The 12,307-nt window shown below is 62.1% G+C and carries 11 protein-coding genes and 2 pseudogenes; 12 read left to right on the top strand and 1 reads right to left on the bottom strand.

Translation table 11 applies throughout. The annotated features are described in order from the left end of the window. The first annotated feature begins 182 nt into the window (after positions 1-182). Both G3T16_RS03350 and G3T16_RS03345 read left to right on the top strand, forming a co-directional pair. Positions 183-629 carry a YybH family protein gene (locus G3T16_RS03350; protein WP_163493828.1) on the top strand — a complete coding sequence of 149 codons (447 nt, stop codon included), beginning with the start codon at positions 183-185 and terminating at the stop codon, positions 627-629. Positions 630-648: 19 nt separating this feature from the next. Beyond that, positions 649-2,616, top strand: a complete 1,968-nt coding sequence (locus G3T16_RS03345; RefSeq protein WP_163493827.1) for an NAD(P)-binding protein — start codon at positions 649-651, stop codon at positions 2,614-2,616. 3 nt (positions 2,617-2,619) lie between these two features. On the opposite strand, the gene G3T16_RS03340 is transcribed toward G3T16_RS03345, so the two are convergent. Further along, positions 2,620-3,291 carry a TetR/AcrR family transcriptional regulator gene (locus G3T16_RS03340; protein ID WP_163493826.1) on the bottom strand — a complete coding sequence of 224 codons (672 nt, stop codon included), beginning with the start codon at positions 3,289-3,291 and terminating at the stop codon, positions 2,620-2,622. A gap of 232 nt (positions 3,292-3,523) precedes the next feature. Here G3T16_RS03340 and G3T16_RS03335 point away from each other — a divergent pair, with 232 nt between their 5' ends. The 10 genes and pseudogenes from G3T16_RS03335 to G3T16_RS03295 all read left to right on the top strand — a co-directional run bounded on the left by G3T16_RS03335 (position 3,524) and on the right by G3T16_RS03295 (position 12,243). Then, entirely contained in the window at positions 3,524-5,719 is a 2,196-nt protein-coding gene (locus tag G3T16_RS03335; RefSeq protein ID WP_163493825.1) for a TonB-dependent receptor, read from the top strand. Between the two features lie 72 nt (positions 5,720-5,791). Then, on the top strand, positions 5,792-6,640 hold the full coding sequence (locus tag G3T16_RS22710; protein ID WP_332102856.1) for an aldehyde dehydrogenase family protein: 849 nt from the start codon (positions 5,792-5,794) through the stop codon (positions 6,638-6,640). Beyond that, a pseudogene (locus G3T16_RS22705) lies at positions 6,607-7,211 on the top strand (aldehyde dehydrogenase family protein). The gene G3T16_RS22710 and the pseudogene G3T16_RS22705 overlap by 34 nt, the downstream one beginning before the upstream one ends. A 56-nt stretch (positions 7,212-7,267) precedes the next feature. Beyond that, positions 7,268-8,461: an amine dehydrogenase large subunit gene (locus tag G3T16_RS03325; protein ID WP_163493824.1), complete on the top strand. Its 1,194-nt coding sequence runs from the start codon at positions 7,268-7,270 to the stop codon at positions 8,459-8,461. Between the two features lie 2 nt (positions 8,462-8,463). Then, positions 8,464-9,000, top strand: coding sequence for a MauE/DoxX family redox-associated membrane protein (locus G3T16_RS03320; RefSeq protein WP_163493823.1), 537 nt, complete (start codon positions 8,464-8,466; stop codon positions 8,998-9,000). Next, entirely contained in the window at positions 9,000-9,644 is a 645-nt protein-coding gene (locus G3T16_RS03315) for a thioredoxin domain-containing protein (protein WP_163493822.1), read from the top strand. Before G3T16_RS03320 ends, G3T16_RS03315 begins: the two co-directional genes overlap by 1 nt. Continuing rightward, positions 9,641-10,158 (top strand): annotated as a pseudogene (locus tag G3T16_RS22965) (methylamine dehydrogenase light chain). The gene G3T16_RS03315 and the pseudogene G3T16_RS22965 overlap by 4 nt, the downstream one beginning before the upstream one ends. Further along, a complete protein-coding gene (locus G3T16_RS03305; protein ID WP_197911869.1) occupies positions 10,158-10,583 on the top strand; it encodes a c-type cytochrome in 426 nt (141 codons plus the stop codon). Before G3T16_RS22965 ends, G3T16_RS03305 begins: the two are co-directional and overlap by 1 nt. A 5-nt stretch (positions 10,584-10,588) precedes the next feature. Beyond that, positions 10,589-11,146 (top strand): c-type cytochrome, encoded by a 558-nt coding sequence (locus tag G3T16_RS03300; RefSeq protein ID WP_232059247.1) that lies wholly within the window; start codon positions 10,589-10,591, stop codon positions 11,144-11,146. Between the two features lie 14 nt (positions 11,147-11,160). Next, positions 11,161-12,243 (top strand): AraC family transcriptional regulator, encoded by a 1,083-nt coding sequence (locus G3T16_RS03295; protein WP_163493821.1) that lies wholly within the window; start codon positions 11,161-11,163, stop codon positions 12,241-12,243. Positions 12,244-12,307 lie beyond the last annotated feature (64 nt).

Genomic DNA, 12,307 nt, shown 5'->3' with positions numbered 1-12,307 from the left:
GTTTTTACCCAGCTCGCCCTCCATCGCAGGCAGGCACAGGCTACTTGACATTATTAGTCGTGTGACCTATATTTTTTCCGGTCGCGCGAATTGCGTGGTACACAACGACATGAGGGAGAGGGTGACTGATGATAATCCGGTGCTGGCGGCGGTGGCCGCTGTGGCTGTTGGGCCCGCTGTCGATGAGTATGCTGTCAATGGGCAGCATGGCCGACGAGCCTGGGGAACAGGCTGCGTTCGAGGAAGCGATCCGCGCCCGCTACGAGATCAAGGAACAGGCATTTGCCGCCGCTGACGCGGAGCCCATCCTGAACCACTTCTACAGCGCCGACGTGGTGTCGGTGGATCACGAGGGCACCAGCTATTTCGGCCGCAGCGAATTGCGGCCGATGTACGAGGAGTTGGTGCAGGGGGCGACGGTGCAGGTCGAATCATTGCAGAGCAGGGTCAGCGGCGATTTGGGCTGGGACTGGGCCAATTTCCACGTAACACCCAAAGCGGAGGGGCAAGCTCCCTTCACCTTCAAGATTCTGTTTCTGTGGGAGCGGATCGATGGGCAGTGGTGGTGCACCGGCGACATGTTCGTTCCCGGCGAATTCGACAGCAAGCGGTTTGCAGTGGCGGACTGAGTCCGCGGGAGGCAGCAAAATGTCCAGACAGGATTCCACGGGCCGGACTGGCGGACGTCCCGCCATTACCCGGCGCGATTTTGTCGGCGGCGCATTGATCGGCAGCGGAGCGGCGCTGCTGACCGCGGCCGCCCCCGGTCTGCTGGCTCAGGGGCCACCGCGGACGGGCAACCTGTTCAAGCATGGCAATACCCTGTCGATGCCACTGACCGGTCTGGACGAGAGCTGGACCGGGCCCGGTGGCCAGGGCGATTATGCCGTTGCCAACGGCAATACCCACCGCGAAGTCAATGCCGCGCACGCGCTGCGCAACGGTGAATTCGGCGGCCACGACCCGGCTGCCGAAGACACCGGTGAATATTACGACCTGGTGGTGGTCGGCGCCGGCTTCGCCGGCTGTACCGCAGCCTTTCGCTTCCTGCAGGCCAGGCCGGAGGCAAAAGTACTGATCCTCGACAACCACCAGATGTTCGGCGGCGAAGCGCGCCAGAATGAATTCGAGGTGGACGGGTACCGCCTGTGGGGCCCCCAGGGTTCCACCGGTGCGGTGTGGCCGCTGGACGAAGCCCGCAAGATAGGCATGTACGCCGATTTGTGGGGCGAGCTGGACTTGCCGACAGAATTCAAGTGGCAGCCGGTAAGCAATTCGCAGCTCAAGGTGCCCATGGACAACTACACCCCCATGCACCTGACCTGGGAGGGCACTGACCTGGGCTGGCACTTTGATGGCCAGCCGATGGCGCGCAATCCCTGGTCCAATCGCTTCGCCGAGCTGCCGCTGGATGACAGGACCAAACAGGACCTGCTGTGGATGGAAGTCTACCGGCAGCCGCCCGAGCGGGAGGACTGGGACCGCTGGCTGGATTCCATGACCTACAAGGATTTTCTCAAGAATGAAATGGGGATCGACAACCCCTGGGTGGACGAATACCTGAATCCCTTCGGCGCGGCGATGGGCTGCGGCCTGGGTGTCGATGTGATTTCGGCCTACCAGGCTTTCAATTTCCTGCAGCCCGGCGTAATGCAGTACGGGCGCCAGTTTGGCTACGGCGATCCCACAGACAACATCTGGCTGGCCAGCTTTCCCGGTGGCAATACCGGCATCCTGCGGCACCTGGTGCAGAAGTTGATCCCCGGTATTTTCGGCGCCACCAAGTCGATAAGCGATGTGCTTCACAACCCGGTCGACCGCGACCTGCTGGATCGCAGCGGCAGTGCCTGCCGGATGCGGTTGGGATCACTGGTGGTACACGTGGCGCACGAGGGGCCGGCAGCCAGCGCCGAGACAGTGGCGGTGAGCTATGTCCGCGACGGGCGCCGGTACCGGCTGCGCGCCGGCAGTGTGGTCATGGCGGGACAGCAACACGTCAACAAGCGGGTCGTGGCGGATTTGCCGCAGGCGCATCGCGAGGCCATGGACCAGTTTCTGCACGCGCCGATGATGGTGGTCAATGTCGCGCTGCGCAACTGGCGCTTCATGGACAAGCTGGGAGTTGCCTCGGTGCGCTGGTTCGGCGACGATCTGGGCTGGTTTACCACCTTGCGGCGGCAAATGCTGCTCGATGGCGAAGAGCCGATGCCGCTGGACCCCGACAAGCCCACAGTGCTGACGCTGTACAATTCCTTCTGCATTCCGGGCCTGCCCGCGGCCGAACAGACGGTGGCGGCACGGATGAAAATGTTCGGCTTGCGCTATGTGGACATTGAACAGCAGATACGCCGCCAGTTCACCAGCATGTTTGCAGCCGGCGGTTTCGATGCAGACCGGGATATAGCCGGCATCACGGTCAATCGGCAGGGACATGCCTATGTGGTGACACAGCCAGGCTTCTTTTTCGGGCGCGACGGCGCGCCGGCGCCATCAGATGTGGTGCGTCAACCGCACGGCCGCATCGCCTTTGCCCACGCTGAGTTGCTGGGCGCACAGATGTGGGAAGGTGCGGTGCAGGAGGGCGAGCGCGCCGCGGCGCAGGTTGCGGCGCTCTGAGCGCTACACGCAGTCGTCGGGGACGGGGCGGGTCTCGCTTAGCGCGATGGCCAGCGCCGCGCTCATGGCCTCGTCGAGTAGCGCCTGTTTGCGGTCCGCATCATGCTCGACATCGCTGACCAGCAGCAACAGGCCTTCGATCATCGCGGCGATGACGGTTGCCCGCCGGTAGATGTCCTCGCCGTCGGCGGCTGGGTGAATGGCGCCCAGGTGTTCGCTGAGCTGGGCGATGTCGATCGCATACAGTTCGCGCAGATACTTGCCGTCGAAGCCATCGATTGAGCCGAGCAAGGTCCAGAGCTGGATGAAGAACTGGCGGGTGGACTTGGTCGTGATATCGTGCAAGTTCCAGCGCAAAATGGTCCTGAAGCGCTCCACCGGGTCCTTCGGTGCTGTCTTGAGACAGTCTCCATAGGCGGCTGCATAGCGGTCACCGACGTCCAGGTACAGTGCCCGGGCGAGATCCTCCCGGCGCGGGAAATAATACTGCAGGTTGGCCAGGCCCACGCCGGCACGATCGGCCACCGCGCGCATGGAGAAGTGCTCGAGTGGCTCAGTGGTCAACAGCTCACGCGCTGCCTGTACCAGTCTGGCGGCGGTGCGCTTGCCGGCGCTGCGTGTGGCTGTGCCGTGCCTGGTTCCCTGCCGGCCCGGAGCCGTCTGCTTGGTGGTCATGGTGCTATCCTTGTTGGACGGCCAACCCGGATGCTGCGACATGCGCCGTCGCACGGGTCGACACTGCTTCGTCTATACTGTTTACCGGTTCTTCTGTACAGTCCTCACGAGGCAGGCAGTTCGCTCTCAGTCAAGTCAGGATTTCCTTGAGGACCAAAACAGGCAGGCCGTGTTCTGTTTAAATGCGTCACATAATAGTCGTCATACATCCAAAATCTACAGGGGCTTATACATGAATACAATCCGCAGACCACTCTTTCAGGCAATGGCAAGGATGTCCGCTGGTGCGGCGGCAATGCTGATGGCGGTATCGACCCAGGCGGCCGTGTTGGAGGAGGTTACGGTTACCGCGCAGAAGCGCGAGCAGAACCTGCAGGATGTCGGTATTTCAGTGACCGCCTTCGGTGGCAACCAGCTCGAATCCCTGGGCATGACCAGTTCGGTCGATATCACCCAGCAGGTGCCGGCGATGCAGTTGCAGACCTTCACGCCCGCCTTCACCATCATCAACCTGCGGGGTATCTCCCAGAACAACTTCCAGGATAACCTGGAGGCGCCCGTCGCGGTCTATGTGGACGGTGCCTATGTGCCCAGCATGAACGCGATCAACGGCCAGTTGTTCGATATCGACAGGGTCGAGGTGCTGCGTGGCCCCCAGGGCACGCTGTTCGGCCGCAATACCACGGGCGGCCTGGTGCACTACCTGACCAACGGGGCCGTGGACGATGAAGTGAATGGTTATCTGAAAGGTCAGTTGGGCAAATTCGGTATGCGTGCGCTGGAAGGCGCAGTAGGCGGTAGCTTCAGTGATACCGTGCGCGGTCGGCTGGCCGGCCGCTGGGAAGAGAATGACGGCTACACCGAGTCAGTGACTCCGGGGATCCGCGACGCCCACGGGGCAGACGGCTACACCGTGCGCGGCTCGCTGCAGTTTGATCTGAGTGACGATCTGCTGTTCGACCTGCGCCTGACCCGCGCGAAGGATGACGATGTACCCTCTGGCACCTACTCCATCAATTTTGCCGACTTCGATCCCGCCACCGGCCTGGGCGTGGACGCACCGGGCCGCCTGACCGACGAGCTCGAGCACGCCTCCTCGATCGAGGGCGGCTACAGCCGCGAGATGACCAGCGCGACAGCCACTTTGACCTGGAATCTGTCGGATACCATGGAACTGGTATCGATCACCAACTACATGGATCTCGACAAGGACTACCTGGAAGACGCCGGCGGCGGCCTGTTCTTCTTCCCCTATCAAAACGACTCCGATTTCGACACGTTCTCGCAGGAGGTGCGGCTCTCCGGTGGCGCCGACCGGCTGCGCTGGCAGACGGGTGCCTACTATTTGGACATGACCACGGACAATGAGCAGCTGGTCCAGGGCATGGCCATCCTGGAGGAGTCCGGGGCGTTGACGGATTCAGCGCGGCAGGCCACTTCGGCCAGCCTGGATTCCACCAACTGGTCCGTGTTCGGCCAGGCCGAATACGATTTCACTGACCAGCTGACCCTGATCGCGGGCCTGCGCTGGTCCGACGATCACAAGGAACTCGACTTCACCCAGGTCTATGCGGAACCGGACGCGGGCATCGCGCCCAGCCAGGTGTTCGATATCGCCGACGCGCCGATTCCCGGTCTCGACGAGATCGATTACGACGACGTGGCAGCGCGGTTGCAGCTCAACTACATTACCGCCAACGGTGCCCTGATCTACGGTTCCTGGAGCCGCGGCATCAAGGGCGGCAACTGGTCCATCGATCCGCTGGGCGCAATTGCGGCGATGAACCCGGCCAACCTCAAGCACGATGAGGAGACCCTGTATTCCTATGAACTGGGCTTCAAGTCCGATATCACTGACTGGGCCCGGTTGAACGCCGCGATTTATTACTACGACTACGAGGACTACCAGGCGTTCTCCCTGGCGGGCCTCACCCCGCAGGTGGCCAACTCCGATGCCCAATCCCATGGCGGGGAGCTGGAACTGACACTGTTCCCGACCGAAGGACTGGACGTGCTGGTCGGCCTTGCCTACATCGATTCTGAAGTGGATGAGGTGCCGGACGTGTTCGGCGGTACGGTAGAGGCCGAGTTTCCCAATGCGCCCAAGCTGAGCATCAACGCCCTGGCGCGCTATGAATGGAGCATGCTAGGCGGCACGATGGCGGCCCAGGTCGATGGCGTGTGGAATGACGAGCAGTATATCGAGGCGACGAACTCCCAGATCTCTGAAGAAGATGCCTATCTGGTCTGGAATGCGCGCCTGTCCTACACCAGTGGCGATGACGCCTGGCAGCTGGCGGGCTGGGTCAAGAACGCGGGCGACGAGGTCTACCGCCTGTACAACCTCGACCTGGGCCTGCTGGGCATCGGTCAGGAAGTCTATGCGCCGCCGCGCTGGTACGGTGCCACGGTAACCTACCGGTTCTAGACCGGAGGGCGCCCGCAGGCGGGCGCCCACTATAACCACAGTTTCAATTTACAGCGTTCAGGACGAGGCCCCATGGCAGATTACAGCATGATAATCAACGGACAGAAGGTGCGGTCCGACGACACGTTTCCAGTGGTGAACCCGGCCACGGAGGCCGTGATAGCCCAGTGTCCGCGGGCCAGCGAAGCGCAACTGGACGAGGCCGTGGCGGCGGCGCAGGCGGCGTTCCCGGCCTGGAGCGAGCGGCCCGACAGCGAACGGGCCGAGCTGGTGCATGCCATAGGGGCTGCGATCGAAGCGCACAGCGACGAGTTGTCGGCGCTGCTGACGCTGGAGCAGGGCAAGCCGAAAGTGGGTTTTGCCGGCTTCGGTGCCGGTTTCGAGATCGGCGGCGCGCTGGCCTGGTGCCACGCGACGGCGGATCTGGACCTGCCCGTCGACGTGATCCAGGACAACGACGAAGCGCGGATTGAAGTGCACCGCAAACCATTGGGTGTAGTGGGCTCGATCACGCCCTGGAACTACCCGCTGATGATTGCGATCTGGCACGTCATGCCGGCGCTGCGCAGCGGCAACACAGTGGTGCTCAAACCCTCGGAATACACGCCGCTGACCACGTTGCGTTTTGCCGAGATTGTCAACGAGCTGTTGCCACCCGGCGTATTCAACGTGCTCACCGGCGATGGCAGTCTCGGTGCGGCGATGACCAACCATCCGGGCATCAGCAAGATCGTCTTTACCGGTTCCACCGCCACCGGCAAGAAGATCATGCAGGGCGCTTCCGTCAATCTCAAGCGCCTGACCCTGGAACTGGGCGGCAACGATGCGGCGATAGTGCTGCCCGATGTCGATGTGGCAGCGGTGGCCCCAAGATATTTGCCACCGCAATGTTCAACAATGGCCAGACCTGCGCAGCATTGAAGCGGCTCTACGTGCACGAGGACATCTACGACGAAATGTGCGAGGCGCTGACTGCCATCGCCCGCGGCGCCACCACGGGTGATGGTTCCGGCGAGGTGGATTTTGGCCCGGTGCAGAACAAGCAGCAGTTTGCCAAGGTCTGCGCGATTGCCGACGAGGCCAGGGCCAGTGGCGCCCGGTTCCTGACCGGGGGCGAGCCCCTGCCGGGGCCCGGCTACTTTTACCCGGTCACCATTGTGGCGGATGTCGCCGACGACACCCGCCTGGTGCAGGAGGAACCCTTCGGCCCCATTCTGCCGGTCCTCAAATTCAGTGACGTAGAGGATGCGCTGCGGCGTGCCAATGACAGCCCCAGTGGTCTGGGTGGCTCCGTCTGGTCGGGCGATCCCCAGCGCGCCGCTGCCCTGGCCAGCCGGCTGGAATGCGGTGCGGCCTGGGTCAATGCCCACGCCATGATACAGCCCGATGCCCCTTTGGCGGGGTGAAGGAGTCCGGCTTCGGGGTGGAGTTCGGCCGCTATGGCATGGAGGAGTACACCAGCCTCCAGACGCTGTATATAAGCAAGAGCTGAGTTAGAACGACAGCAACGAAGACTCTATACTTGGCTAAAAACACGGGAACGGGAACATGCGCCAACATACCTCTATCCACACCATGATGGCCGCGCTGTGCGGCCTGGGCCTGGGTTTTGCCGCGGTTGCCGCAGCCGGGGACCAACCCCCGCCGCTGCCGGTTGAGCCGATCGGGGTGGTGGAGACCCTGCCGGCGGAGTACCCCAAGAGCTGGTTCCTGGTCCACGATGCCGCCTTTTTCCACATGAGTGACGGCAAGGTCTACGTGCTGGATACCGCCCGGGAGAGCGTCGCCGAGCAGGTCAAGGGCACCTTCAATGTCTCGCTGATGGGCAACATCCGCCAGTCCGCCAGTCGTGGCGAGATCTATGCCACCGAGACTTTCCATCCGCGCGGCACGCGTGGGCAGCGACTCGACGTGCTGACGATCTGGGACCAGGAAAATCTGGCGCCGTTAGGGGAGGTCATCCTGCCTGTCGGCAAGCGTTTCATGGGCATGCCGGAGCGCTATGCGTTGCTGTTGATCGACAATGACCGCTGGCTGGCAGTGGCCAACTTCAGCCCCGCGGCGTCGGTGACGCTGATAGATCTGGAGCGCAGGGAAATCGTCAATGAAATCGCAACCCCGGGCTGCAGTCTGGCCTATCCCACCGGTGAGCGCGGCTTTTCCTCGCTGTGCGCCGACGGGCGCTTCCTGAGTACTGAACTCGCGGAAGATGGCAGCGTGGTGGCACAGCTGCGCACCGATGCATTTTTCGACTCCGACGACTCTCCCATTTTTGAACGGCCGGCAGTGATTGGCAATACCGCCTATTTCCCCTCCTTCGACGGGTTGGTTTATCCGGTGGATATCGGCGCTAAAGTTGCGAGCCCCGGCGAGCCCTGGCACATGGTGCCGGAAGCAGAGCGCGGTGAAAAATGGGCCCCCGGTGGCATCGGCATCATCGATTGGGATCGGCAGGGCCGGTTCTATGTGCTGATGCATGCCGATGCCAAGGACGGCAGCCACAATGGCGGCGGCTCCGAGGTCTGGGTATACGATGGCCGCAAGCAGGAGCGGGTACAGCGTATAGCGCTGCGCGAGTGGGGGATTTCCCTGGCCGTCAGTCGCGGTTCTGAACCCCGCTTGCTGGTCACCAATCCGATGGATATGAGCCTGGAACTGTACGATGGGCGCAGCGGTGAGTTTATCCGGACGATTACCGGCTTTGGCCAGGAAACACCGCTGATGCTGCACGGAGCGCGGTAGAGATGGTTGTTCCCGATCTGGTCGGCTTCGGCATCAGTGGCTTCCTGCTGTGGCTGTTTGCGACCGCGGGCCTGCACAAATTGCGGGCCCCGGCCCGCTTCGGCAGCGTGATCTCGGCCTACTTCCCTGAGCATCCCATCACCCGCCGGCTGGTGCTGCCACTGGCGTTGCTGGAACTGGGTATCGCGGTGGCGCTGGTGTTGCCGGTGACAGCCGCTGCAGGTCTGCTGGCCGCGGCGATGGTGCTGGTGTTGTACGGTGCGCTGATGGCCCTGCAATTGACCCGCGGCCGCCGCGATCTGCGCTGTGGTTGCGCCGGGCCAGCCTCGGACCTGGCGGTAAGTCCGGCCCTGGTGGCACGCAACGCGATTTGCGCCGGCCTCGCACTGCTGGCACTGGCGCCACGGACTACTGACATTGCCGCGGGCCTGGCTGGCATGGGGCTGGCGCTATATATCGCTGTGTTCCTGATCATTTTGTATCTGTGCACGGAGCAGCTTGTCAGCAATGGCCAGCAACTGGCGCGGGGGAGATCGTGATGGATTTTTTAGTATTGTCGAACATCGTACTGTGGATAGGCTTTGTTGCCATGGTGCTGGTGAATCTCGCGTTGGCCCGGCAGATCGGTGTACTGTATGAACGGGTGGCACCCGCCGGCGCACTGATGCTGAACCAGAAGCTGCGAGTGGGCGCGCCCGCGCCATCGTTGTCACTGTCCACCGTACAGGGCGGAGTCGAGGAGGTCGGTGGGCTCCGCGATGGCAGGTCCCAACTGCTATTTTTTCTCTCTCCCGACTGTCCGATCTGCAATGAATTGACGCCTGCCCTGAAGTCGGCAGCTCGCGCAGAGTCCTCCTGGCTGGACCTTATCCTCGTCAGTGACGGGGAAGAGCAGGATCACGCCGGCTATATCGCGCGCAAGGAATTGACGGACTTTCCCTACGCCGTGTCCGAACTGGCCGGCAAGACCTACGGGGTTTCCAAACTGCCCTACGCAATATTGATCGACGAGCGCGGCAGTATCGCTTCCCTGGGGATCATCAATTCCAGGGAGCACCTGGACAGCCTGTTTGAGGCCAAGGAGCACAAGGTGGCGTCAATCCAGGAGTACATGAGCAAGCGGGAAGCCGTACAACATTACGATACGGCGGTGGCAGACAAGGCAGAGGCGGACAAAGCATGAAATTCATCGACCGGATATTCGAACAGCGCAGCCGGCAACTGGCCCAGCACAGCTCCCGGCGCGGCATGCTCAAGGGCCTGGGTGCGCTGCTGGTCGGCGGCGCCTCGATTCCACTGCTGCCAGTGGCGCGGGCAGCCTCCGGCGGCGGACCGGCCCATCCGGCGGAGGAGGGTGATCCCTCAAGCTGCGATTATTGGCGCTACTGCGCGATAGACGGTTTTCTCTGCGATTGCTGTGGTGGCAGCGCCAATACCTGTCCCCCGGTACTGAAATGTCGCCGGTGACCTGGATCGGGACCTGCCACAACCCGGCCGATGGCCGCAACTATGTGATCTCCTACAACGACTGTTGTGGCAAGTCATCCTGCGGCGCCTGTCTGTGCCAGCGCGATGAGGGCGACCGTCCGATCTACCGTCCGGACAAGACCAACGACATCAACTGGTGCCTGGGCACCAGCAGCGCCACCTATCACTGTTCCACCGCGATCGTGGTGGGTGTGGCATTCGAGGAATAATGAAACTCCTGCTGTTCACAGCCTGTTGTCTGCTGACTTGGCCGGCACTGGCCGCAGAGGCCGACCAGCGGCGGGTATTGTTCGATTATCAGATGAGCTGCCAGGGATGTCACACACCGGATGGTTCCGGCACTGTGGGTGTGCCGGGCATGAAAGACCATGTCGGGGTTTTTCTCAATAGCGATGAAGGCCGCGAGTATCTGGTCCGGGTACCGGGTTCCGCCACCTCGGCGTTGAGTGACGCGCGCCTGGCTGCGGTCCTTAACTGGATGATCACCGCCTTTGCCGGCGACAGTCTGGAAGAGCCCCTCGAACCCTACACCGCGGCGGAAGTCGGTCGTCTTCGCCAACAGCCACTCAATGAAGTCGACCATCACCGGGCGCGGCTGTTGCAGGATCTGGCCCGAGCCACTAACAGAGAGTGAGTGATATGAAGACAAGCATGATCTGGGTCGCGCTGTGGTGCTCTGCTCTGGCCGCAACTGCTGCCGCCGAGACCCCCGCGCAGACCCATTCCTGTGTCGCCTGCCACGGCAATGCTGGAGTTTCCGATAACCCGGAGTGGCCCAGCCTGGCGGGACAAAATGCAGCTTATCTCGAACAGCAGATCACTGCCTTCAGGGATGGCGAGCGGGAAAACCCGCCGATGAAGCCCTTCGTCGAAAATCTGAGTGACGCCGAGATCGCTGAACTTGCCGAATATTATGCTGACCAGGAAGCGGTGGCGACGGCCAACGGGGATCCGGCGCTGGTGGACACCGGCCGGCAACTCGCGGGTTACTGCTCAGCCTGCCACGGCTATGCCGGCAGGCCCGCCACCGATGAATGGCCGGTCCTCGCAGGTCAGCACGCGGCCTATCTGGAACTGCAATTGCTGAGTTTCAAGCGCGGTGAGCGCATCCAGCCATTGATGCAGGCTGCAGTCGGCAAGCTGAGCGCAAAGGAGTTTGCTGCGTTGGCGGCCTATTACAGCCAGCTGCAACCCTGAGCACTGGCCTTCGCGTGCCCGGCCCACGACAGCGGGTTGATCCTCCCGGCGGCGGTGGTGGCGGCCCCCAGCGGGGCCTGGAACCCACGCTGTCGCCGCGGTTTGTAGCCTATATACGGGATTTCCTGCTGGACAAGGGACTGGCACCGGATCCGTTGTTCCTGGCCTGTGGTATCGAAGCCCTGCGCTGTGATGAGAGTGACCGGCCTCTGCCGGCAATTCAGGTCGTCAACCTGCTGGAGCAGGCCGCCAGCTACAGCGGGGACCCCTGCCTGGGCCTGCACATGGCGCAGCGCTATCACTACGAATCCGCAAGCCTGCTGATTCTCGCGGTACTGGCCGCACCCTCGGTGGCCGAAGGCATACGCTGTCTGTGCCACTATGACCGCTATGTCGACACCGCGATCGAAACCGGCTTTGATTTTGACAAATCCCTGGCCGAGTTCAGTTTCCGGCTCATCGTTCCGGAAGGCGTGGCCGTGTCGCAAATGAACGAATACCTGCTGGGCTTTCTGGTACAGGCACTCAATACCGCCACGCGCAGGCCGGTGCCGGTCAGCGAAGTGTGGTTCCGTCATAGCGATGCCCGCAATGCCGGGATTCTGGAGGACTTCTTTAACGCCCCGGTACATTTTTCCCGCCCCGAAAACAAGCTGGTGTTTGACCGGACCTACCTGCAGGAACGGTTTTATACCAGCCACACCATGTTGTACGAGATTCTGGTCAACGCGATGAAGACCTACTTTGTTTCGGAAAAATCGGGCAATGGCTTCGTCGATATTCTCTGCCGGGAGGTCATCCGCTGCGGTGGTGACGAAACGGCGACGCTGGAGAAAATTGCCGAGCGGCTGGCGATCTCGCCGCGCACCCTGCGCAGGCGTCTTGCCGATGAAGGCTACAGTTTCCAGGAAGTCAAGAATCTGGCGCGGGAAAAGCGGGCCAAATACTACCTGAGCCGTACCACCATGCCGTTGGCGGAGATTGCCTTTGAGCTGGGCTATTCAGAATTGAGCGCCTTCAGCCGTGCTTTCCGTTCCTGGGTCGGACAGACACCGCAAACCTACCGCGAACACGCAATCGCCGCCCGGTATCAATAGCGGATCTTACCGGCTACCCCTCGCCTTGCGTTGCTTTGGTCAAGGGATTGGCCAGTTCTGTCAA

Origin of the sequence: Kineobactrum salinum, assembly GCF_010669285.1 — a bacterium.
In the GTDB taxonomy this organism is placed as follows: domain Bacteria; phylum Pseudomonadota; class Gammaproteobacteria; order Pseudomonadales; family Halieaceae; genus Kineobactrum; species Kineobactrum salinum.
This window is presented reverse-complemented; position numbering and strand designations above follow the sequence as displayed.